Source organism: Staphylococcus sp. GDY8P94P, from assembly GCF_017892255.1.
GTDB classification, from domain to species: domain Bacteria; phylum Bacillota; class Bacilli; order Staphylococcales; family Staphylococcaceae; genus Staphylococcus; species Staphylococcus cohnii.
This window is the reverse complement of record NZ_JAESKU010000001.1, coordinates 1-23,658: the sequence shown is the minus strand read 5'-3', so window position 1 is coordinate 23,658 and position 23,658 is coordinate 1. Positions and strand designations below refer to the sequence as shown.

21 protein-coding genes are annotated in these 23,658 nt (G+C 33.0%); 19 read left to right on the top strand and 2 right to left on the bottom strand.

Features of this window, described 5'->3' with window-relative positions; all coding sequences use genetic code 11:
- Positions 1-232: 232 nt before the first annotated feature.
- Positions 233-724: a MepB family protein gene (locus KA926_RS00105; protein ID WP_192946896.1), complete on the top strand. Its 492-nt coding sequence runs from the start codon at positions 233-235 to the stop codon at positions 722-724.
- A gap of 273 nt (positions 725-997) precedes the next feature.
- Here the strand turns inward: KA926_RS00105 and KA926_RS00100 are convergent, their stop codons facing one another.
- The gene (locus tag KA926_RS00100) at positions 998-2,140 is read right to left on the bottom strand and encodes a nucleotidyltransferase (protein WP_192946793.1); all 1,143 of its coding nucleotides are present in this window, start codon (positions 2,138-2,140) and stop codon (positions 998-1,000) included.
- A 126-nt stretch (positions 2,141-2,266) separates the two neighbouring features.
- On the opposite strand from KA926_RS00100, the gene KA926_RS00095 reads away from it, so the two are divergent.
- From KA926_RS00095 to pheT, 6 genes are all read left to right on the top strand, one after another.
- Positions 2,267-2,803: a YceD family protein gene (locus tag KA926_RS00095; RefSeq protein ID WP_210143394.1), complete on the top strand. Its 537-nt coding sequence runs from the start codon at positions 2,267-2,269 to the stop codon at positions 2,801-2,803.
- Between the two features lie 81 nt (positions 2,804-2,884).
- On the top strand, positions 2,885-3,058 hold the full coding sequence (rpmF, locus tag KA926_RS00090) for a 50S ribosomal protein L32 (RefSeq protein ID WP_019469283.1): 174 nt from the start codon (positions 2,885-2,887) through the stop codon (positions 3,056-3,058).
- Positions 3,059-3,182: 124 nt separating this feature from the next.
- On the top strand, positions 3,183-4,127 hold the full coding sequence (locus KA926_RS00085) for a M23 family metallopeptidase (protein WP_192946791.1): 945 nt from the start codon (positions 3,183-3,185) through the stop codon (positions 4,125-4,127).
- A gap of 17 nt (positions 4,128-4,144) precedes the next feature.
- The gene (locus KA926_RS00080) at positions 4,145-4,885 is read left to right on the top strand and encodes a TrmH family RNA methyltransferase (RefSeq protein WP_192946790.1); all 741 of its coding nucleotides are present in this window, start codon (positions 4,145-4,147) and stop codon (positions 4,883-4,885) included.
- A gap of 327 nt (positions 4,886-5,212) precedes the next feature.
- Entirely contained in the window at positions 5,213-6,271 is a 1,059-nt protein-coding gene (gene pheS, locus KA926_RS00075; RefSeq protein ID WP_192946789.1) for a phenylalanine--tRNA ligase subunit alpha, read from the top strand.
- Positions 6,271-8,673: a phenylalanine--tRNA ligase subunit beta gene (gene pheT, locus KA926_RS00070; protein ID WP_210143393.1), complete on the top strand. Its 2,403-nt coding sequence runs from the start codon at positions 6,271-6,273 to the stop codon at positions 8,671-8,673. The genes pheS and pheT overlap by 1 nt, the downstream gene beginning before the upstream one ends.
- Positions 8,674-8,761: 88 nt before the next feature.
- Here pheT and rnhC read toward each other — a convergent pair whose 3' ends face one another.
- Positions 8,762-9,700 (bottom strand): ribonuclease HIII, encoded by a 939-nt coding sequence (gene rnhC / locus KA926_RS00065; protein WP_192946787.1) that lies wholly within the window; start codon positions 9,698-9,700, stop codon positions 8,762-8,764.
- Between the two features lie 300 nt (positions 9,701-10,000).
- On the opposite strand from rnhC, the gene zapA reads away from it, so the two are divergent.
- The 12 genes from zapA (at position 10,001) to KA926_RS00005 (ending at position 23,493) form a co-directional block, all read left to right on the top strand.
- Positions 10,001-10,267 carry a cell division protein ZapA gene (gene zapA, locus KA926_RS00060; protein ID WP_019469289.1) on the top strand — a complete coding sequence of 89 codons (267 nt, stop codon included), beginning with the start codon at positions 10,001-10,003 and terminating at the stop codon, positions 10,265-10,267.
- Positions 10,267-10,788, top strand: a complete 522-nt coding sequence (locus KA926_RS00055) for a CvpA family protein (RefSeq protein WP_192946786.1) — start codon at positions 10,267-10,269, stop codon at positions 10,786-10,788. Before zapA ends, KA926_RS00055 begins: the two co-directional genes overlap by 1 nt.
- 112 nt (positions 10,789-10,900) lie before the next feature.
- The gene (gene polX / locus KA926_RS00050) at positions 10,901-12,613 is read left to right on the top strand and encodes a DNA polymerase/3'-5' exonuclease PolX (protein ID WP_192946785.1); all 1,713 of its coding nucleotides are present in this window, start codon (positions 10,901-10,903) and stop codon (positions 12,611-12,613) included.
- Positions 12,614-12,622: 9 nt separating this feature from the next.
- On the top strand, positions 12,623-14,971 hold the full coding sequence (locus KA926_RS00045) for an endonuclease MutS2 (RefSeq protein ID WP_192946784.1): 2,349 nt from the start codon (positions 12,623-12,625) through the stop codon (positions 14,969-14,971).
- An 81-nt stretch (positions 14,972-15,052) separates the two neighbouring features.
- Positions 15,053-15,367, top strand: coding sequence for a thioredoxin (gene trxA / locus KA926_RS00040; protein ID WP_019469293.1), 315 nt, complete (start codon positions 15,053-15,055; stop codon positions 15,365-15,367).
- 494 nt (positions 15,368-15,861) lie between these two features.
- Positions 15,862-17,646: an excinuclease ABC subunit UvrC gene (gene uvrC, locus KA926_RS00035; RefSeq protein WP_192946783.1), complete on the top strand. Its 1,785-nt coding sequence runs from the start codon at positions 15,862-15,864 to the stop codon at positions 17,644-17,646.
- 336 nt (positions 17,647-17,982) lie between these two features.
- A complete protein-coding gene (locus tag KA926_RS00030; protein ID WP_107383703.1) occupies positions 17,983-18,594 on the top strand; it encodes a succinate dehydrogenase cytochrome b558 subunit in 612 nt (203 codons plus the stop codon).
- 40 nt (positions 18,595-18,634) lie between these two features.
- Positions 18,635-20,398, top strand: coding sequence for a succinate dehydrogenase flavoprotein subunit (sdhA, locus tag KA926_RS00025; RefSeq protein ID WP_107383704.1), 1,764 nt, complete (start codon positions 18,635-18,637; stop codon positions 20,396-20,398).
- Between the two features lies 1 nt (position 20,399).
- Positions 20,400-21,224 (top strand): succinate dehydrogenase iron-sulfur subunit, encoded by an 825-nt coding sequence (gene sdhB, locus KA926_RS00020; RefSeq protein ID WP_107383705.1) that lies wholly within the window; start codon positions 20,400-20,402, stop codon positions 21,222-21,224.
- Between the two features lie 368 nt (positions 21,225-21,592).
- Positions 21,593-22,387, top strand: a complete 795-nt coding sequence (racE, locus tag KA926_RS00015) for a glutamate racemase (RefSeq protein WP_192946782.1) — start codon at positions 21,593-21,595, stop codon at positions 22,385-22,387.
- 15 nt (positions 22,388-22,402) lie between these two features.
- On the top strand, positions 22,403-22,984 hold the full coding sequence (locus tag KA926_RS00010; protein WP_192946781.1) for an XTP/dITP diphosphatase: 582 nt from the start codon (positions 22,403-22,405) through the stop codon (positions 22,982-22,984).
- Positions 22,984-23,493: a YfcE family phosphodiesterase gene (locus tag KA926_RS00005; protein WP_210143392.1), complete on the top strand. Its 510-nt coding sequence runs from the start codon at positions 22,984-22,986 to the stop codon at positions 23,491-23,493. The genes KA926_RS00010 and KA926_RS00005 overlap by 1 nt, the downstream gene beginning before the upstream one ends.
- The last annotated feature ends 165 nt before the right edge of the window (positions 23,494-23,658 follow it).

Here is a 23,658-nt window from a genome sequence, read left to right as displayed (position 1 = left end):
CACCTTGTTGGGTTAGTGGTTTTTTATGCATAAGCTAAAGCTCAGGTAATCCTTAATATCACTTCCCAACTTGTTGGGTTAGTGGTTCTTATGCATGAGCTAAAGCACAGGTAATCCTTAATACCACTTCCCAACTTGTTGGGTTAGTGGTTCTTTATGCTTTCAGCAGAATGAAAGAAAGTAAACGTTGCACACTTCACGGTGAAGAATTGTATATAAAAGGGTGATAATCATTAACTTTAAATCGAGTTTATTATTTAATAAATTAAAAGAAACGAAATTAGCATTTTCATTGAAAGGTTTAAATATAGAAACCTGGAATCAAGATTATGAAGCTATCAATTTTATTTTTAATAACATCACTTTTAAAAGTAGACTAGCTAAAAAAACACCGAAGAAACACGGCTACTTTGTTGCAATATGGCATAAAAATAATGAAGGGAACAATGTACCTTTTACTTATGATGAAATAGCAGATAAATTAGTTGTTAATATTATAGATGGTGTACAAAAAGGACAATTTATTTTTCAAAAAGAAATACTCATGCACAAGGGTATAATTAGTTCTGAAAATAAAAAAGGGAAAATGGCTTTTCGTGTTTATCCAAGTTGGGAATATGATTTAAACAAAACTGCACAGCTTAGTCAAAAATGGCAACTCGACTATTTTGTTGATTTGTCAAATAATGTTGATGAACAAAAGATAATTGAATTATATACATAGAGTTGACTCAAGATGTCTAATATAGACATCCACCATTTTTTATTTCGTCTAATTGCGAACAATAAATGATACATAGGTATTTTTTGTAATGAAAAGTAAAGTGAAAGTGATTCAAATAATATATTGTTTGAAATATAAATTGAAATACTATCATAAAAAATGAGCCGAATACAAAAGTGTCCTACTATAAAAATGCCTGAGAATGAAATTTTATAAATTCATTCTCAGGCTGATTATACTGGAAACGAAATTTTAAATGTTTTCGGGTAGTAATTATTTATTTTCAACGCGTAATACATGTGTATTAAAATCTGTTTCCGTACGATTAGAAAGTAAATTATAAATGTGTGTTGAATGGATTTCTTGCTCAAATAAATGCGCATTTTGTTGATTTAGTTGCGTAATGAAATGACGTTCTGGAAATTTTCGCTTTAAGTATTTTAAATACTGTTGACCTTTTGAAGACATACCAAGGATATGCACTGCTTTTATGTCGTTATGTTTATCGTGGTGTTGAAAGTTTAGTAAAATATTCATTAATATACGTTGTATATGCGTATATGTATACCTTTTTGTTTTAATCAACGACATTAAATGCTCAAATGATGAGGCATATCTGATTTTATCTAATATGCGATTTTCTAATCCTTCGCTCATTGTATAGATATTTTTCAATGAATTTGTTGTATGACTTAAAATAGCATATTTAATATACGGAAATGTATCTTCTACAGTCGCGTGTGGTTCTTGATAAAGCTGTTGTATTGAGTTAGGAACAACCGATTTCCATAGGTCGTTTTGAGTTTGTAATGCATTGCGAATGGCAGTGCCACTAGCGAAATTTAAGTTTGAAATGTTGAAATCATGGTGATGACTACTTTCTCTTGATATTGTCCAAGGTTTGATATGTGGCGCTAGTTTTTGAATTGCCCGCATATAAGAAACACCTAGTGTATTATTTGGAGAAGATAATAACGTATGATTGTTTAAAAGTTCACTTAATATTCTAGGATAACTTTTGCCTTCTTTTAGTTTCATTGAAAATTCAGATGTTTGTTCTATTTTAGAGATGTCTTTTTGCAATTCATGAAATGAATCGATGTCACCTGATTCACTACCAAATGATAGATGATCTACGTCAACATAACTTGCTATTTGGACAGCTGTTTCTGCAAAATATTGGCCTGCTGATAAAGCAGCTACTGCTGGTAATTCAATGACTAAATCGACAGCACTCAATGCCATTCGGGTGCGTATAAATTTATTATATATAGCTGGTTGCCCTCTCATAACAAAATTACCACTCATAATGGCTATTGATATTTCAGAATCGGTTATTGACTTTGATGTCTGGGCATGGTATAAGTGACCATTGTGGAAAGGATTATATTCAGTGACTAGTGCAACGCTTTTCATTTGCAATTCTCCCTTTCAGAATTCATTATAGATATTGTATCAGATTAATTTGTGTTAAGAAAAAATCTTGACAACTTTTATCTATAAAGTTAAAATAAATTTTGTGCTTGTTAGAGGTGAAGCCATATGAAATGGTCAATAACACAATTAAGAAAATTCCAAGATAAACCATTTGAGTTCCATCAAACGGTGAATTTTGATCATTTAGTAAAATCATTAGATTTAATAGATCTATCTGATATTGATGTTGAGGGTGAACTCACTGTCAAATCAAATGAAGTCATTGCAGATATGCATATAACTGGAACCTATACGATGGCATGTGCCCGTACGTTAGTACCAGTCGAAGTTCCTATTGATATAAAATCACAAGAAATTTTTGATTTAGAAGGTAACGCGTATATAAGTGATGACGAGGAAGATGAGCATTATCATGATGCCACAGACGGCATGATTAATCTAAAAGATATTGCTGAAGAACTTGTTATTATAGAAAAGCCAATGCGTGCTTTTGCAAATAATAGCGATCAGATGTTACGTGAAGGTAATGGTTGGGAAGTTATTGACGAGGAACAAGTGGTTGAGCTTGCTGAAGAAGAGGAAACTGAGCAAATCGATCCTAGGCTTCGAAAACTACAACAATTATATGACGAAGAGCAATAGCGGATTTAAATAATTTATAGTATAATAGATTATTGAGTCTGAAAATAATTTAGTAATGTATGAATATAAGGAGGATATATCATGGCAGTACCAAAAAGAAGAACGTCAAAAACAAGAAAAAATAAACGTCGTACGCATTTTAAAATTTCAGTACCTGGTATGACAGAATGCCCAAATTGTGGTGAATACAAATTATCTCACCGTGTTTGTAAGAACTGTGGTTCATACAAAGGTGAAGAAGTTGTATCTAAATAATTTCATTTATTTAAAGGCTAATGTATAGCCGAGATTAATCGTTCATTAATTATTCATATAATAATTTTTGAGCGATTTTTTATTTTATAATACTAATGCTATATACAATTGATGGGTTGTGTAAATGATGATTGAAATAAATGCACAAGTAATTTTAGAAAAAATAGAAAAAAGTGATAGCGAATGGTTATATAATCAGTTTAGTGATTATTTCCAAGAAATTTCTTCCTATCACGAATTAGAAAGATTATTGAAATCTTATAATACAATTAGGCATAAAAATATATTATATAAACACATACAACTCAATTATAAAGAAGAATACATATGGTTGGATGTAAAGCAAACATCTGGTATTAGTGTGACTTTAAATAAATATCATGAAATTATTGGTTTCGTTCTTATGCCTATCAACTTGGCAAACAGGCAGAAAGAAACGAAATTAAGGTATACGATACCAGTTCTAAACAGTTGGTTTGTTTACGCTGGCGGAGAAAATGAACTTTTAAACCATCATTACTCATACAAAAATCAAAGTCATGCATTAGATTTAATTTTTGTGAAGGATCATCTTACTTATCAGGGCAATCCAAATAGCTGTGAAAGTTATTATAGTTATGATCAAAGTGTGATTGCACCAGCAAATGGCGTTGTAATAGACATTGTAGACGGAATACCAGATGCATCACCGGGTGAAAATAATATGAAACATCCTGAAGGTAATTACATCATTATTAAACATACAAGCAAAGAGTATAGTATGATAGCACATCTTAAACCAGACACATTTAAAGTGAATGTTGGAGATTATATAAGACGTGGGCAATTAATCGCACGAGTAGGAAATTCGGGTAACACAATGGAACCGCACATACATTTTCAAATTATGAATCAAAGCAACCCACAATTCGCCAAAACTTATAAGATTAGGTTACTAGATAACGTTTTGCCTGAAAAAGGTGATATGGTAAGTTATAGTGGAGACAGTATTATTATAGAAAATCAATTTGACTTAGCTACAAGATGTAAGCAATTAAGTTCTAATATTAGGCATATATTTAAAAATTGAAATAAAGAGGCTATATTATGGAAATGATAACTTCCGCACAAAATAATAAAATTAAAAGTGCAAATAAATTAAAAAAGAAACGTGAAAGAGATAAAACAGGGCATGTACTTATCGAAGGTGTACACTTAATTGATGAAGCATATAAGAGTAATATAAAAATATTGCAATTATTCGCTATTGATATCGATAGACTAGATGAGCAATTAGTGAATGATGCAGAAGAAGTATATGAAATAAATATAAAAGTTGCGGAGTCATTGTCTGGCACGGTAACACCACAGGGATTCTTTGCGATTATAGAAAAAGTACAATATGAGGAACGCGCATACCAGCAAGTACTACTGTTAGATCGTATCCAAGATCCAGGCAATATGGGGACATTAATACGTACTGCAGATGCGGCAGGTATTGATTTAATCGTGTTAGAAAAAGGAACCGCAGATCCTTATCAAGATAAAGTACTACGTGCAAGTCAAGGTAGTGTTTTTCATATTCCTATTATCACTAGAGATTTAAGTGAATTTATAGATGGTTTTAATGGAAATGTTTATGGTACAGCATTAGAGAACGCTATCCCTTATAATAAAATGGAACATCAAGAAAAATTTGCACTGCTTCTTGGAAATGAGGGAGAAGGTGTCAACCCTAATTTATTAACACAAACGACTCAGAATTTAAATATTCCCATATATGGGCAAGCCGAAAGTTTAAATGTTGCCATAGCTGGTAGCATATTATTGTATCATCTCAAAGGTTGACCCTTTGAATGAACTTCGTATATAATACAAATATCAATGAAAAATATTAACCTATAAAAAGACGTAAACTAATTGAGACAGTTGTTCAAGGGAGATTATTCATAGACTGAAAGATAATCCGCTGTAATTGGTTTTTTTCATCTTTTTGGTTACTTAAAGAAATTTAAGTCGGAAATCATTTCCGTTATCAAAGATTACAAGTGTATGCGTGTGCATAAATTTGGGTGGTACCACGGAAAGCTTTCGTCCCAGTTTTAAGGGATGAAAGCTTTTTTGTATGCATTTATTGTTTATTTGAAAATATAGATCTTAAATAGGAGGCAAAGTATGGCACAAACAGAGGCAATGTCTGAGATTAAACAACAAGCATTAGTTGATATAAATGAAGCTCAAAATGAAAAAGAGTTACAAGATGTCAAAGTCAAATATCTAGGTAAAAAAGGTTCTGTGACTGGTTTGATGAAACATATGAAAGCATTATCAAACGAAGAGAAACCAGCATATGGCCAAAAAGTAAATGAAGTGAGACAAACGATCGAGGGTGAGATTGAATCCCGTCGAGAGGTTTTAGCAAATGCAAAATTAGAACAACAGTTAAAAGAAGAAAAAATTGATGTAACGTTGCCTAGCCGTAAAATTTCAATAGGTGCGAAGCATCCTTTAACAAGAACGATTGAAGAAATTGAAGATTTATTTTTAGGATTGGGCTATGAAATTGTTGATGGCTATGAAGTTGAAAAAGATTATTACAATTTTGAAGCATTAAATTTACCAAAATCTCACCCAGCGAGAGATATGCAAGATAGTTTTTATATTACAGAAGATATTTTAATGCGCACGCATACGTCACCAGTTCAAGCGAGAACAATGGAACAACGTAATGGTGAAGGACCAGTGAAAATATTATGTCCTGGTAAAGTTTATAGACGTGATTCTGACGATGCAACACACAGTCATCAATTTACGCAAATTGAAGGTTTAGTTGTAGACGAAAATATTCAAATGAGTGATTTGAAAGGGACATTAGAGTTGTTAGCCAAACAACTATTTGGTGAAGACAGAGAAATTCGTCTTCGTCCAAGTTATTTCCCATTTACTGAACCATCTGTAGAAGTTGATGTTTCTTGTTTTAAATGTGGTGGAGAGGGATGCAATGTCTGTAAACAAACGGGTTGGATAGAAATTTTAGGGGCAGGTATGGTTCACCCGAATGTACTAGAAATGGCTGGATTTGATGCAACGAAATACACAGGATTTGCTTTTGGTATGGGACCAGATAGAATTGCGATGCTCAAGTACGGTATTGAAGATATACGTCATTTCTATACGAATGATGTGCGTTTCTTAGACCAATTTAAAGCAGTAGAAGATAGAGGTGAGTTATAATGTTTATTTCAAAAGAATGGTTAGAGACATTTGTAGAAATTAATCAACCTGTCAATGTTCTAGCGGAAAAAATTACACGCACAGGTATTGAAGTAGATGATATTATTGATTACACAAAAGACATTAAAAATTTAGTGGTTGGATATATTCAATCTAAAGCACCGCATCCAGATGCAGATAAACTAAGTTTATGTCAAGTTGATATAGGTGAAGAAGCACCAGTGCAAATTGTTTGTGGTGCACCTAATGTAGATGCAGGGCAGAGTGTCATTGTGGCAACTGTAGGTGGACGTTTACCTGGGGGAATAAAAATCAAAAGAGCAAAATTACGAGGTGAACGTTCAGAAGGAATGATTTGTTCGTTACAAGAAATTGGTATTTCCTCAAACCTAGTTCCTAAACAATTTGAAGAAGGTATATATGTATTTACCTCAGATGTCAAACCTGGAACAGATGCACTTACGGCTTTATATTTAAATGATCAAGTTATGGAATTTGATTTAACACCAAATAGAGCAGATGCATTAAGTATGATAGGTACAGCTTATGAAACAGCTGCACTTTATAATATGCCATTGAAAAAACCAGAAACACAATGCGAGACAACGAGCGAACAAGCCACTGATGAATTAAGTATTAGTGTTCAAAACCAAGACAAGGTACCATACTACAGTGCTAGAATAGTGAAAAATGTTAAAATCCAACCATCACCAGAATGGATGCAAATGAGATTGATTAAAGCAGGTATTCGACCAATAAATAATGTTGTAGATATTTCAAATTATGTATTATTAGAATATGGTCAACCACTGCATATGTTTGATAAAGACCACATTGGCTCTGATCAAATAGAAGTGCGCCAAGCCAAAGCAGAAGAAAAAATGACAACACTAGATGATCAAGAGAGAACATTAAAAGAAAGTGATATTGTTATTACTAATGGTGATAGTCCTATTGCAATTGCTGGTGTTATGGGCGGTGATTTCTCAGAGGTGACTGAAAATACTACAAATGTCATCATCGAAGGTGCAATTTTCGACCCAGTTTCAATTAGACACACTTCCCGACGTTTAAATTTGCGTAGTGAAGCTTCAAGTCGATTTGAAAAAGGTATTGCAACAGAATTTGTAGACGAAGCGGTAGACAGAGCTTGTTATTTGCTACAACAATATGCGAGTGGAACGGTAGTACAAGATCGTGTAGCTGAAGGCGACTTTGGCCAATTTGTTACTCCGATTGAAATTACTGTTGAAAAAGTAAACAAAACGATTGGTTTTGATTTATCGAGAGAAGAAATTGAAGCGATTTTTGTTCAACTAGGCTTTGAAACAACACTAGAAGGTAATACATTGACAGTAATGGTTCCGTCTCGTCGTAAAGATATTACAATCAAAGAAGACCTAATCGAAGAAATTGCTCGAATATACGGTTATGATGAAATTCCTTCAACGTTACCTGTGTTTGAACATGTAACACCGGGTACATTAAATGATAGACAAGCAAAAACAAGAATAGTAAAAGCGACATTAGAAGGTGCCGGTTTAAGCCAAGCGATTAATTACTCACTTGTAGATAAAGCACGTGCAACTGATTTTGTACTGCAAGATCGCTCAACGATATCATTGTTGATGCCTATGAGTGAAGCACATGCTACTTTGAGACAGAGTTTGATTCCTCATCTCATTGATGATGTGTCTTATAATGTAGCTCGAAGTAATCATCATGTTGCGCTATATGAATTGGGGCGTGTATTCTTCGGCAATGAGGAAGATCAATTGCCAGACGAGATAGAATATTTAAGCGGTATATTAACAGGAGATTATGCTGTTAATACTTGGCAAAGTAAAAAGGAAGCAATTGATTTCTTTGTAGCAAAAGGTATCGTTGAACGTATTGCAGAAATTTTAGACATTCAATTTGAATATGAAGCTGGTGAAATAACTGGATTACACCCTGGTAGAACTGCATTGGTTAAATTAAATAATGAAATCGTTGGATTCGTAGGGGAGCTACATCCGCAAACTGAAAATGATTATGATTTAAAACAAACTTATGTATTTGAACTTAATTACGATAAGTTGATGTCAGTTTCAGTAGGTTACATTAATTATCAACCAATACCAAGATTCCCAGGTGTATCAAGAGATATTGCACTAGTCATTAATCGTGCAACGCCATCAGCGCAAATCGTTAATGTGATTAAAAATAACGGTGGCGACATTTTACAAAAAACGGAAGTCTTTGACGTTTATGAAGGTGAACATGTGGCAGAAGATGAAAAATCAATTGCACTTCGTTTATCATATTTAGATACAAAACAAACACTTACAGATGATAAAGTAAATGAAGTACATGATCGTATTTTAGAAGCTTTACAAGCAGAAGGTGCAACGATTAGATAATATAATAAAGCCTTGAATCTATGTCGCATGTGGCGATGATTCAAGGCTTTATTTTGCATTAGTAACGTTATGATTTACAAAAAAGCGTTTATTGATGCTTTTTATTTATTAAATTTAAAGCTTTTGTTCTGTTAGCAAAATGTTTTTTGGTCATAGTATCTAAATAATGGACACCTTTTTTATCAATGATTTTTGCAGCGGCCAAATCCACTTTATTACTGGCGCCTTTAGGTAATTCAACTTTTGCGTATTTTGAAAGTTGATCCATATTTTTCACAAAGGCATAACGTGAAATAATACTAGCAGCAGCAATTGCTATGGATTTTGATTCACCTTTCGTTTCAAATTTTGTCTTATTTTCAAACGGCAGTTCGCCAAGTGCATATCTTTTATATACGCCAGGTTCAGCAAATTGATCAATAACGATATAATCAAGTTCGTCTGTGTCAATTTTTGCAACGACATTTTTAATTGCTTCGTTATGCAAAACTGCTTTCATTTTAACTTGAGACCAACCAGATTTTTGTTTCTCGTTGTATTTTTCATTATGCATTGTTAATAAAGAATGTGGGATGAAAGTTATAATTTGTTCAGCAATTTCTATAATTTTAGGATCAGTAAGTCTTTTAGAGTCGTCTACGCCAAGTGTTTTTAAGATTTGAGCGTGTTTTTCTGATACATAAGCTGCACAAACTGTTAGTGGTCCAAAGTAATCACCACTGCCTGCCTCGTCACTGCCGATACATTGAAATTGGTTATAGGAAATGTGCTGATTAGTTTGTTTGGTACTACCTTGTTTTGTATTATTTTTTGGAGAAGCTGATTTATTAGGTAATATAGCGTTTGCTACAGCTTCAGCATCTTTACCTTGAAACATTACTTTATTAGAATTATATATCGTAATCGCAGTATTGCGATGCTTCGTACGTGCTTTCATACCTTGTGAAAGATTAGTTGTTTCAAAATTGATTTTAGTCATTAATTGTTGTATCTCTGAATTTGTTAATTTATGTACTATATTAGTCATTTAGTGACCTCTCTTTGTTCGTATAACGTATTTTAAAATTTAACAATGCATATCATATCATAAATTTAAATAAGTAAGCTATTTTTGATATAACTAGCAATATGACTTTAATGAATGTTAATTAAACAATTGTTTTATAATCATTAAATATTTCAAATAGAACAATTCTCACCTCTTACAAAAAAATATCTTGTCGTGTATAATAGTTCGTAATAAATATTATAAATTACCAACATATAAATATAAATAAAGTAAAAACATTTAGATTAGAAATAAAATACAAAAGTCAGGAGTTATTATATGGGTGAGTTTAAAAATCGGATTAATGTAACTATAAATGATCAACATTATACAATCGTCGGAGAAGATAATCCTGAGCATATTCGTTATGTAGCACATTTGGTAGATGAGAGACTCAAAGAGTTAGCAAGTAAAAGTGCGGGTTTAGACACAACTAGAAAAGCCATTCTTACCGCAGTTAATATCATGCATGAAAAAGTCCAAGTAGAAGAAGAGAATGATCGTTTAAGACAAGAAATAAATCAATTGAAACACAGTGAAGATTAATGATTATTGATATAGTGATAGCTGTCATCTTTATTTATATTGGGATTATTGGATTTAGAAGAGGCGTGTGGTTATCAGCTATACATTTGAGTGCAACCATTTTTGCTTTGTGGATGGCTCAACGATATTATTTACAAATAGCACAACGTTTGGAGTTATTTGTACCATATCCAAAGACACGTGCTTACGATATGAATTTTGCATTTCAATTTGATAATTTACAACAACGTTTTGAGCATATTGTCGCCTTTGTAACGATTGCTCTGATTACAAAAGTAATATTTTATGGCATTATTGTTATATTTGATTATACGCTTAAACAAAAGTTACCAAATATTACGAGCAGGTTATGTGGTGTGATTTTAAGTGTTATTCCATCGTTAATCATTAATGCTATTTTGTTATATAGTAGTGCAATTTATCCTAATGCGATGATACAACAACAACTTTCTCATTCGATTATAACAGAACATATATTATTACATATTCCGTTTATCTCAATGTTTATCACACAATTATAAAGATATTGATGTGAAATTTATAGATTTAAAAAAACTAGGGGGTCAAGGCATATCTGAAATACCAAAATAGTTTGGTGATGCTGTCTTGACCTTTTTCTATGGAGTGAAACAAATGACTAAAAAAGAAATTATTCAATTATTAGAAAAAATTGCGGTGTATATGGAAATAAAAGGCGAAAACACTTTCAAAATTTCAGCTTATAGAAAAGCAGCTCAAAGCTTAGAAATAGATGAACGGCCTTTAGACCAAATTGAAGATGTTACAGAATTAAAAGGGATTGGTAAAGGCGTAGGAGACGTGATCAATGAGTATAGAGAAACAGGTAATTCTACGACTTTAGCTACATTACAAGAAGAAGTGCCAGAAGGGTTAATTCCTTTACTTAAAATACAAGGTCTCGGTAGCAAAAAAATAGCAAAATTATATAAAGCACTTAATATTGATGGAAAAGAAGCATTGCAAAAAGCATGTGAAGAAGGAAAAGTAAGTGAACTAAGTGGATTCGCTAAGAAAACTGAAAAGAATATTCTTGAAGCAGTAAAAGCATTAGGCGCGAAAAAAGAGCGTTATCCAATTGATCAAATGAGAGGTCTAAATATAGAAATTAGTGATTATTTGTCATCGATTGAGACGATAGAAAAGTATGAAGTTGCAGGTAGTTTTCGACGCTATAAAGAAATGAGTAAAGACTTAGATTATATTATAAGCACGAATCAACCTTTAGAAGTTCAAAAAGCTTTATTAAAAATTCCTAATAAGGTTAAAGAAGTGGCAGTTGGAGCAACAAAAGTGTCATTAGAGTTAACATATGATGATGAAACTATTGGCGTAGATTTTAGATTAATCGAACCATCTGCTTTTTACCATACACTACAGCATTTTACAGGTTCAAAAGATCATAATATTCGAATCCGTCAATTGGCAAAAGAAAACAACGAAAAGGTTAGTGAGTATGGTATAGAAAGAGCGGACGGCACACTAATCCAATATAACAGTGAACAAGAGATTTATAATCACTTTGGGGTGAATTGGATTGAACCTGCATTACGTGAAGATGGTAGCGAGTTTGACAAAGATTTAACAGATATTATCAATATCAATGATATCAATGGTGATATTCATATGCATACAACATATAGTGACGGTGCTTTTAGTATTGAAGATATGATTGAAGCAAACATCGCAAAAGGTTATCAGTTTATGGTTATTACAGATCATTCTCAAAGCTTAAAAGTCGCCAATGGACTTTCTGTTGAGCGGTTGTTGCGACAAAATGAAGAAATTAAAGCGTTAAACGAAAAATATGATGACATTGATATATATTCAGGCATTGAAATGGACATTTTACCTGATGGCCGTTTAGACTATGATGATGAAATATTAGCACAGTTAGATTATGTTATCGCAGCGATACACCAAAGTTTTAACCAATCTCAAGAAGATATTATGTATCGACTAGAACAAGCATGTCGTAATCCTTATGTCCGTCATATTGCACATCCAACAGGACGTATCATAGGTAAACGTGCAGGTTATGAACCTGATATTGATAAATTATGTGAAATCGCAGAAGAAACAAATACTATTTTAGAAATCAATGCGAACCCTAAACGCTTGGACTTAAATGCAGATATCGTTAAAAAACATCCTAATGTTAAACTAACGATTAATACTGATGCACATCACGTAGATCACTTAGAATTTATGAAATATGGTGTAGCTACTGCACAAAAAGGTTTTGTTAAAAAAGAAAACGTCATTAATACAATGGATAGAGCATCTTTTAAAACATTTATTGAAAATAATATAAAATTGAAGAAATAGAGGGATTATATGAGACAGAAATCATTAAATGTCTTAGAATTCGATAAAATAAAAGCACTTGTTGAAAAAGAAACCATGAGTGACTTAGGTAGAGAGAAAGTCGTTGAAATGGTACCAGCAACTGATTTTCAAACTGTCGAATTTCAAATGAATGAAACGGATGAAATTGCTCAAATATATAATAAACATCGTTTGCCCAGTTTGAGTGGATTATCTAAGGTTTCATCACTGATTCATAGAGCGACCATCGGTGGTGTATTAAGTGTTAAAGAACTTAATGCAATTAAACGTTTAATTCAAATTCAAAATCAATATAAGACATTTTATAATAATTTATTAGAAGAAGAAGAAGTAGTGAATTATGCTATTCTTCACGATAGGATGGAACAATTACCTGTCCTTTCAGAGTTGTATCAAAATATCCATCAAAAATGTGACGCTAATGACTTATTCGATAACGCTAGTTACGAATTACAAGGCATCCGGAGTAAAATTTCTGGTACGACGCAACGAATAAAACAAAACTTAGACAAAATTGTGAAGCGTCAAGCTAATCAGAAAAAGTTGTCAGATGCTATTATAACGGTACGTAATGAGCGCAATGTTATTCCGGTAAAAGCAGAATATCGTCAAGATTTTAATGGCATCGTTCATGATCAATCAGCTTCTGGGCAAACACTTTACATTGAACCTTCGTCTATCGTTGAAATGAATAATCAAATTAGTCGTCTAAGAAATGATGAAGCGGCTGAACGTGAACGTATTTTAACTGAATTAACGGGTTATGTAGCGGCTGAAGCAGACGCTTGTTTAATTTCAGAAAATATTATGGGTCAAATTGACTTTTTAACCGCTAAAGCACGTTATGCACGCTCAATCAAAGGAACGAAACCTGAGTTTACCAGTGAGCGAACGGTTTATTTACCCAAAGCATTTCATCCTTTATTAGATAGAGATACCGTTGTAGCAAATACGATTGAATTTGCAGATGATATTGAAACTGTGATCATCACCGGTCCTAATACAGGGGGTAAAACTGTAACACTAAAAACCCTAGGACTCGTTATTTTGATGGCACAATCAGGGATGTTGATACCTACTTTAGACGGTAGTAAACTAAGTATTTTTGAAAACGTTTATTGTGATATCGGAGATGAGCAATCTATTGAACAATCACTTTCAACTTTTTCTTCACACATGAAAAATATTGTTGAAATCTTACAGCATACAACTAAAAATAGTTTGATTCTTTTTGATGAACTAGGTGCTGGGACAGATCCAAGTGAAGGTGCTGCTTTGGCGATGAGTATCTTAGATCATGTTCATGAAATAGGTTCATTAGTAATGGCGACAACGCATTATCCTGAACTTAAAGCATACAGTTACAATAGACCAGGTGTGATGAATGCTAGCGTAGAGTTTGATGTTAATACATTAAGCCCAACATATAAATTACTCATGGGTGTACCGGGACGTTCTAATGCTTTTGATATTTCAAAAAAATTAGGACTCAATATGAAAGTGATTCAAAATGCGAAAGCAATGATAGGACAGGATGAGCAAGAAATAAATGAAATGATTGCTTCATTAGAAAAAAATTCTAAACGTGTAGACGAACAGAGAATTGAATTAGATAGTTTATTAAGAGAAGCTCAAGAAACACATGATGAACTTGAAAAAGAGTACGATAAATATCGTAATCAAGAGAAGCAATTAATGAGTGAAGCCAAAGAAAAAGCCAATCAACGTGTGAAAGCCGCTACCCAAGAAGCAGATGAGATCATTAAAGAATTACGCGAACTTAGAGATAAAAAAGGTGCTGATGTAAAAGAACATGAGCTTATCAATAAAAAGAAACAGTTGGATGATCAATATGAAGCTAAGTCAATAAAGCAAAATGTTGAAAAGAAAAAATGGGATGAAATTAAGGTTGGCGATGAAGTGAAAGTTCTGACTTATGGGCAAAAAGGTGAAATATTAGAATTATTAGATGATAATGAAGCAGTTGTTCAAATGGGTATCATTAAAATGAAATTACCAACCAGTGATTTAGAAAAAACACAAAAGACGAAAGAAGCACCTTCTAAAATGGTAAAACGTGAAAATCGTCAAAGTATTAAAATGGAACTTGATTTGCGTGGCTACCGCTATGATGAAGCTATGGTTGCGGTTGATCAATATTTAGACCAAGCTGTATTAAGTAATTATGAACAAGTATATATTATTCATGGTAAAGGTACAGGTGCATTGCAAAAAGGTGTGCAAAAACATTTAAAACAACATAAAAATGTGTCATCATATAGGAACGGCATGCCAAGTGAAGGCGGATTTGGCGTGACCGTAGCAGAATTGAAATAAATGTGAGCAAGAGGTATGCAGATTTGTACAAAGTCTGTTATAATTTCTTCATCATTTGAAATTTAAGGAGGATTGGCAGTTATGGCAATCGTAAAAGTAACAGATTCAAACTTTGATGAAAATATTCAATCAGGTGTCAATTTAGTAGATTTTTGGGCAACATGGTGTGGCCCTTGTAAGATGATTGCTCCAGTATTAGAAGAATTAGCTGGTGATTATGATGGAAAAGCTAATATTTTAAAACTTGATGTAGATGAAAATCCATCAACAGCTGCTAAATTTGAAGTAATGAGTATCCCAACTTTAATCTTATTTAAAGATGGTGAACCTGTCGATAAAGTTGTAGGTTTCCAACCTAAAGAAAACTTAGCAGAAGTAATTGAGAAACACTTATAAAAGTACAACGAAACGACCTGGGACATCAATGATTGTCTCAGGTTTTTTCTGTGATTTTTGTTAGTTTGGCTGAAATCGTAGCTTTTATGATTTTTATAGAGCTAGGTTTACATTCTGATTATTTAGAGCATTGGTATAAAAATGAGAACTCGCCTTATCTTCATAACTAAAATTGACTGCATATCTACACCCTATATTGTTCAGCGTTGTTTAACCTCTAAATTAAGTTTATGAAAAAGCTTCAGAGTTTAAAATATTTTGATTCACCAGCGCTTATAGATTAAGGCGCTTTATATATAATATTTAAAATTTTTACTTGCCACATATTTCATCTTCAAACGAATACTTTGGTTTAATGATAATGTATATTCTATAATGAATATTAGAATTGAAATTTTATATTTGCGAATAAGCTTTTAACGTTATACAACTGTGATGCAAATGATATATATCTTATTTTAGCAATATATTTTTACAAGAAAGGGGGGACTAAAGTGGAAAAATACCAAGAAGATATTAAACAAAAATTAACGGTCGTACCCACTGAACCGGGTTGCTATTTAATGAAAGATCGAAATGATCAAATTATTTATGTCGGTAAGGCTAAAAAATTAAGAAATAGATTAAGGTCTTATTTTACAGGTGCACATGATGCTAAAACGACACGGCTCGTTTCAGAAATTAGAAACTTCGAATATATTGTAACTTCGAGTGAAACAGAATCATTATTGCTCGAACTCAATTTGATTAAACAATATCAACCGAGATATAACATTTTGTTGAAAGACGATAAAAGTTACCCTTTTATTAAAATCACTAAAGAAAAATATCCTCGGTTAATTGTGACACGCACAGTTAAAAAAGGAACAGGAAAATATTTTGGGCCTTATCCTAATGCATATTCAGCACAAGAGACAAAAAAGTTATTAGATAGAATTTATCCATTTAGAAAGTGTGATAAAATGCCCGATAAATTGTGTCTGTATTACCATATTGGCCAATGTTTAGGTCCCTGTGTTTACCCAGTAGATTTAAATAAATATGCGGAAATGACCAAAGAAATTACTGACTTTTTAAATGGCGAAGATAAAACAATATTGAATAATTTAGAACAAAAAATGAATGAAGCGAGTGAAGCACTAGACTTTGAAAGAGCAAAAGAGTATCGAGATTTAATACAACATATTCATAATTTAACTAAAAAACAAAAAATTACAACTTCGGATAATACTATAAGAGATGTTTTTGGATATAGTGTGTCAAAAGGTTGGATGTGTATTCAAGTGTTTTTCATTAGACAAGGGAATATGATTAAGCGAGATGCAACAATGATTCCATTGCAACAAACAGAAGAAGAAGAATTTTATACTTTTATAGGTCAATTTTATGATTTAAATCAACACATTCTTCCTAAAGAAGTCCATATTCCTAAAAATTTAAACAAAGACATCATTCAATCGGTAGTAGATACGAAAATAGTCCAACCCATTAAAGGTAAGAAAAAAGAAATGATTGATTTAGCGAATCATAATGCTGAAGTTACGCTAGAGAATAAATTTGAACTCATTGCTAAAGATGAATCACGTACCGTGAAGGCAATTGAAGAATTAGGGAATCATATGGGTATTCAAACGCCTATTCGTATTGAAGCTTTTGACAATTCAAACATACAAGGTGTACACCCTGTTTCAGCTATGGTTTCATTTGTTGATGGCAAACCTAATAAAAAAGGATACCGTAAATATAAAATAAAAACGGTGGATGGCCCAGATGATTATAAATCGATGAGAGAAGTTGTGCGTAGGCGTTATACACGTGTTTTAAATGAAGGTACGCCATTACCAGACTTAATCATCGTCGATGGTGGTAAAGGTCATATGAACGGAGTAATCGATGTGCTTGAAAACGAATTAGGTTTGGATATACCAGTTGCTGGGCTACGTAAAAATGATAAACACCAAACATCAGAGATTCTGTATGGTGAAAGTGCAGAGATTGTACCTTTGAAAAAAAATAGCCAAGCGTTTTATTTACTTCAAAGAATACAAGATGAAGTTCATAGATTTGCAATTACGTTTCATAGACAAACACGCCAGAAAACTGGTTTACAATCAGTTTTAGATACCGTAGATGGTATTGGTTCTAAACGCAAAACAAAACTATTACGAACTTTTGGTTCCATAAAGAAAATGAAAGAGGCAAGTATCGAAGATTTAAAATCTTCTGGTTTACCTCAAAAAGTCGCTGAGAATCTTCATCACGCACTATATAACAAATAGAAAAAAAGAATATGGCATGAGAATCATTCTCATGCCCAAAATTTTATGAATTAGTGTTACAATAGCAAATAACAGGAATTCTTTTTTTAAAAGTATATGGAAGCGTTTACTAATTGAGAAAAATTATCACTTAAATCTAAATAATAAAACAATTGTTAAATTCAACTAGGGGTATTACTTCATTGTTTTATACATACATGTTGAAGTTTATATTGCTATAAATATAAAGCGATTGCATAACATGTTGTTGTTTAGTTTTAGTTGATAAGTATCATCACATTTATACTTTAAAGAAAGATACCAAAAAATTAATTGTTTCACAGGGGGGACTTCCTTTTGGCATATTCGAAAAATCAATTCTATTTAAGACGCTTACATTCTTTGTTAGGCGTAATACCGATAGGTGGATTCTTATTAGTGCATCTACTTGTTAACCACCAAGCTACAAAAGGCGTTGAGGCGTTTAACAAGGCTGCTGGATTTATGGAATCTTTACCATTCTTGATTGCATTGGAGTTTATCGTAATTTACATTCCAATTCTATATCATGCGGTATATGGTGTACATATTGCCTTTACGGCAAAAGAAAACGTAGGACATTACTCTCAATTTAGAAATTGGATGTTCTTATTGCAACGTATTACAGGTATTGTAACGTTTATTTTTGTTGCTATACATTTATGGCAAACTCGTATTCAGCGTGCATTAGGTCAAGAAGTAAACTTCGATATGGTACATGATATTGTATCTAATCCAGGTTGGTTAATTTTCTATATCATTTGTTTACTTTCTGTAACATTCCACTTCGCAAATGGCTTATGGTCATTTTTAGTTACATGGGGTGTTTTACAATCTAAAAGATCACAACAGATTTTTACATGGGTATCACTTGTTGTATTTATCGTAGTTTCGTATATCGGAATAAGTGCTATTCTTGCGTTCGTATAATTTAAAAATGTTTCAGATATATTTAGGGGAGTGACTATTTATGGCAGAGAAGAAAATTATTGTTGTCGGTGGAGGACTTGCCGGTCTGATGTCAACAATTAAAGCAGCAGAACAAGGCGCACACGTTGACTTGTTCTCATTAGTGCCTGTTAAACGTTCACACTCCGTATGTGCCCAAGGTGGCATAAACGGAGCAATCAATACGAAAGGTGAAGGTGACTCACCTGCTGTTCACTTTGATGACACAGTTTATGGTGGAGATTTCTTAGCGAATCAACCACCAGTAAAAGCAATGGCAGAAGAAGCGCCGAATATTATACATTTACTTGATCGTATGGGTGTAATGTTTAATAGAACGAATGAAGGCTTGCTAGATTTCCGTCGCTTTGGTGGTACGATGTATCACAGAACGGCATATGCTGGAGCAACAACTGGACAACAATTAATGTATGCCTTAGATGAACAAGTACGTAGTTATGAAGTGGATGGTTTAGTTACAAAATATGAAGGATGGGAATTCTTAGGTATTGTCAAAGATGATGACAATATGGCCAGAGGTATTGTGGCTCAAGATATGACATCTTCTGAAATAAAATCATTTGGTTCAGATGCAGTTATTATGGCAACTGGTGGTCCAGGTATTATATTTGGTAAAACAACTAACTCAATGATTAATACTGGTTCTGCTGCATCAATCGTTTACCAACAAGGAGCAATTTATGCAAATGGTGAGTTTATTCAAATTCATCCAACAGCAATCCCAGGGGATGACAAACTACGATTAATGAGTGAATCGGCTCGTGGTGAAGGTGGACGTATTTGGACATACAAAGATGGTAAACCATGGTACTTCTTAGAAGAAAAATATCCAGATTATGGTAACTTAGTACCACGTGATATTGCAACACGTGAAATTTTTGATGTATGTGTTAATCAAAAATTAGGCATTAACGGTGAAAACATGGTATACCTTGATCTTTCTCATAAAGATCCGCATGAATTGGATGTAAAATTAGGTGGCATCATTGAAATTTATGAAAAATTCACTGGTGACGATCCAAGAAAAGTACCAATGAAAATCTTCCCAGCAGTACACTATTCAATGGGTGGTCTTTATGTAGATTATGATCAAATGACAAATATCAAAGGCCTATTTGCAGCAGGTGAGTGTGACTTCTCACAACATGGTGGTAACCGCTTAGGCGCTAATTCATTGTTATCTGCTATTTACGGCGGAACAGTTGCAGGACCAAATGCAATTGAATATGTTGCAAATATTGAAAAATCATATACTGATTTGGACGACAGCATTTATGAAAAACGCGTTAAAGAAGAACAAGAAAAATTCGATAATTTATTGAATATGAATGGTACAGAAAATGCATATAAACTTCATAGAGAACTTGGTGAAGTTATGACAGCAAACGTTACTGTTGTACGAGATAATAAAGCATTATTGGAAACAGACAAGAAAATCCTAGAATTGATGGAGCGTTATCAAGATATTGACATTGAAGATACGCAAACATGGAGTAACCAAGCAGTCTTCTTTACTCGTCAATTATGGAATATGTTAGTACTAGCACGTGTAATTACAATCGGTGCATACAACCGAAATGAGACTCGTGGGGCACATTATAAACCTGAATTCCCTGAGAGAAACGACGAAGAATGGTTAAAAACGACTTTAGCATCATATCAAGGAAAAACAGAACCGCCTAAATTTACATACGAACCAGTAGATGTAAGTTTAATCCCACCTCGTAAACGTGACTATTCAAGTAGTTCTAAAGGAGGTAAATAAAATGGCAGATACTAAAGAAGTAAATGAAACTCAAGCGCAAAACGAACAACAAAGCCAACAACAAAATCAAAAAACAATTAAATTTATCATTAAACGACAAGATGATGCAGAATCTAAACCTTATGAGGAAGAATTTGAAATTCCTTATAAAGAGAATTTAAATGTTATTGCTTGTTTAATGGAAATTAGACGTAATCCGGTTAATAGTAAAGGTGAGAAAACAACACCTGTTATTTGGGATATGAACTGTTTAGAAGAAGTTTGTGGTGCTTGTTCTATGGTTATCAATGGCAAAGCGAGACAATCTTGTACAGCAATTGTTGACCAATTAGAACAACCAATTAAGTTAGAGCCAATGAGTACATTCCCAGTGGTTCGTGACTTACAAGTTGATCGTAGTAGAATGTTTGATAACTTGAAACGTATGAAAGCATGGGTACCGATTGATGGTACGTATGATCTTGGCCCAGGGCCTCGGATGCCAGAGAAAAAACGTCAAACAGCATATGAATTATCTAAATGTATGACATGTGGTGTATGTTTAGAAGTTTGTCCAAACGTTACAAGAAATAACGACTTTGTTGGTGCACAAGCTATTTCACAAGTTAGATTGTTTAACTTACACCCAACAGGCTCAATGACTAAAGATGAACGTTTAAATGCATTGATGGGTGCAGGTGGTTTACAAGAGTGTGGTAACTCACAAAACTGTGTTAACGCATGTCCTAAAGGTATTCCTCTTACGACATCAATTGCAGCATTAAACCGTGAAACTTCTTTCCATATGTTTAAATCATTCTTTGGTTCAGACCACCAAGTAAATTAATATATATTAAAACTGTCAACAAAGTACTAACTTTGTTGACAGTTTTTTTATGAAATATGGTATAGATATAAATTTATCATAATGATTAGGTGTTTAGTAAAAGTACTTTTCATATTAAACATGTTTAAATCACTGCCGTTGTGAAGTTAATTAGTGATTCGGTACTTTATATAAAAACTAGTAATTTGTTTTATTATAATTAAATGACGAAGATGTACTGCGTTGCTATATTTTATTTATGCGAATCATATGATTAATTTTAATATCTGAAATGCCAATTAATTAGAAATTTAGTTCTTGTAAAATGATTTTGAAAACACAGCTATGCTACAATAAAAGACAAGTAAATATATAAGGATGAACAATATATGGAGAAACCAATTGGAGTTATTGACTCTGGCGTTGGAGGTTTAACAGTAGCTAAAGAAATCATGCGCCAATTACCAAATGAAACAATCTACTATTTAGGAGATATAAAACGTTGTCCTTATGGGCCAAGAGAAGCTTCGGAGGTAAGACAATTTACTACAGAATTAGCTGAAAAGCTCATGATGTTTGATATCAAGATGTTAGTGATTGCGTGTAATACTGCAACGGCAGTTGCATTAAAACATTTACAAAATTTATTAGCGATACCTGTTATTGGTGTTATAGAACCAGGTGCTAGAACAGCCATTATGACAACAAAAAATCAAAATGTTTTAATATTAGGTACAGAAGGTACGATTAAATCAGAGGCCTACAGACATCATATTAAGCAAATTAATCCTAATGTAGAAGTATCTGGGGTTGCATGTCCAGGCTTTGTTCCACTTGTAGAACAAATGAGATACAAAGATCCAACGATTACGAGTATTGTTATACATCAAACATTAAAACAATGGAGGAACAGCAAAGCAGATACAGTTATTTTAGGATGTACGCATTATCCATTACTGTATCAGCCAATTAATGATTACTTTCACGGAGAAAAAGTAGTTATTTCATCTGGTTTAGAAACAGCGAGAGAAGTGAGTGCATTATTAACGTTCAGTAACGAACATGCAGGTTATAAAAAGCAGCCCGAACATAAATTTTTTGCTACAGGAGAAACAGAACATATTGAACGCATTATTGAAGAATGGTTAAATATGAAAGCAACAGTTGAAAAAATAGAAGTTTAAAGTGAGGCGTAAATAATGGAAGATATTGTTATTGCATCAAATAATAAAGGAAAAATAAACGATTTTAGAGTTATTTTTCCTGATTATAATGTTATAGGTATATCAGAACTCATCGAAGGTTTTGATGTTGAGGAAACGGGTGACACTTTTGAAGAAAATGCAAAACTGAAATCTGAAGCAGCTGCGCAAGCATTAAATAAACGTGTTATTGCTGATGATAGTGGATTGGAAGTTTTTGCGTTAGATGGTGAACCTGGTATATATTCAGCTCGCTATGCTGGAGAAACTAAAGATGATAATGCAAATATTGAAAAACTTTTAACTAAATTAGGTGATGAAACCGACCGTAGTGCACAATTTGTTTGCGTTATTAGCATGAGCGCACCAGGTGAAGATACAGTACAGTTTAAAGGAACTGTACAAGGAGAAATCACACTAAATAAAATTGGTGAACATGGCTTTGGATATGATCCTATCTTTTTCGTAGAAGACAAAAATAAAACAATGGCACAGTTAACTGCTGAAGAAAAAGGGGAAATTAGTCATAGAGGTAAAGCAATAGCGCAACTACAACAATACCTAGAGGGTGATCAATAATGTCGAAATGGATTATAGTTAGTGATAATCATACCGAACAAGGTGTGTTGTTTGATATTATAAATCAACATGAGCATGTAGATGCTGCTATTCATTTAGGTGACTCTGAATTTGCTTATGATGATAGTGAACTCAGTCATTTTTATAGAGTAAAAGGAAATACCGATTTTTACCCTGAGTTTCCAAATGAACAAACACTTAATATAAATGGTATCAATGCATTTTTAACTCATGGCCATTTATATCAAGTGAATCGTACAAGAATACCTTTAGCAGAACAAGCAAAAGCAGCAGACTGCAAATTTGCCTTTTATGGACATACACATGTTGCTAAACATGAAGCAATAAATGGTGTGCATGTGATAAATCCAGGTAGTATTTCACAGTCGAGAAGTAATGTTGAAGAAACATATGCAGAATTGCTTAATGATGATACGAGTTTAGATGCGACTTTGAATTTCCGTAATCGAAATCATGAAATCATTAGCAGTGAAAACTTTACAATTTAAAAAAGATGGAGGGTAAAGCTACGTTTAGAAATAATTTAAACGTAGCTTTACCCTCTTATTTCTATAAAAAGTTAGATGCAACAAATATTTAAGCGTTATAAAGTTGTAAAAACAACACTAACGTTAATGAATTTCTCAATTTAAAGAGTCAAGTCCAGACTCCTG

Bases quoted from the DNA above. Each gene is read 5' to 3' on its own strand.
- KA926_RS00100 (WP_192946793.1), bottom strand. From the start codon at position 2,140: ATGAAAAGCGTTGCACTAGTCACTGAATATAATCCTTTCCACAATGGT.
- KA926_RS00095 (WP_210143394.1), top strand. From the start codon at position 2,267: ATGAAATGGTCAATAACACAATTAAGAAAATTCCAAGATAAACCATTT.
- rpmF (WP_019469283.1), top strand. From the start codon at position 2,885: ATGGCAGTACCAAAAAGAAGAACGTCAAAAACAAGAAAAAATAAACGT.
- KA926_RS00085 (WP_192946791.1), top strand. From the start codon at position 3,183: ATGATGATTGAAATAAATGCACAAGTAATTTTAGAAAAAATAGAAAAA.
- KA926_RS00080 (WP_192946790.1), top strand. From the start codon at position 4,145: ATGGAAATGATAACTTCCGCACAAAATAATAAAATTAAAAGTGCAAAT.
- pheS (WP_192946789.1), top strand. From the start codon at position 5,213: ATGGCACAAACAGAGGCAATGTCTGAGATTAAACAACAAGCATTAGTT.
- pheT (WP_210143393.1), top strand. From the start codon at position 6,271: ATGTTTATTTCAAAAGAATGGTTAGAGACATTTGTAGAAATTAATCAA.
- rnhC (WP_192946787.1), bottom strand. From the start codon at position 9,700: ATGACTAATATAGTACATAAATTAACAAATTCAGAGATACAACAATTA.
- zapA (WP_019469289.1), top strand. From the start codon at position 10,001: ATGGGTGAGTTTAAAAATCGGATTAATGTAACTATAAATGATCAACAT.
- KA926_RS00055 (WP_192946786.1), top strand. From the start codon at position 10,267: ATGATTATTGATATAGTGATAGCTGTCATCTTTATTTATATTGGGATT.
- polX (WP_192946785.1), top strand. From the start codon at position 10,901: ATGACTAAAAAAGAAATTATTCAATTATTAGAAAAAATTGCGGTGTAT.
- KA926_RS00045 (WP_192946784.1), top strand. From the start codon at position 12,623: ATGAGACAGAAATCATTAAATGTCTTAGAATTCGATAAAATAAAAGCA.
- trxA (WP_019469293.1), top strand. From the start codon at position 15,053: ATGGCAATCGTAAAAGTAACAGATTCAAACTTTGATGAAAATATTCAA.
- sdhA (WP_107383704.1), top strand. From the start codon at position 18,635: ATGGCAGAGAAGAAAATTATTGTTGTCGGTGGAGGACTTGCCGGTCTG.
- sdhB (WP_107383705.1), top strand. From the start codon at position 20,400: ATGGCAGATACTAAAGAAGTAAATGAAACTCAAGCGCAAAACGAACAA.
- racE (WP_192946782.1), top strand. From the start codon at position 21,593: ATGGAGAAACCAATTGGAGTTATTGACTCTGGCGTTGGAGGTTTAACA.
- KA926_RS00010 (WP_192946781.1), top strand. From the start codon at position 22,403: ATGGAAGATATTGTTATTGCATCAAATAATAAAGGAAAAATAAACGAT.
- KA926_RS00005 (WP_210143392.1), top strand. From the start codon at position 22,984: ATGTCGAAATGGATTATAGTTAGTGATAATCATACCGAACAAGGTGTG.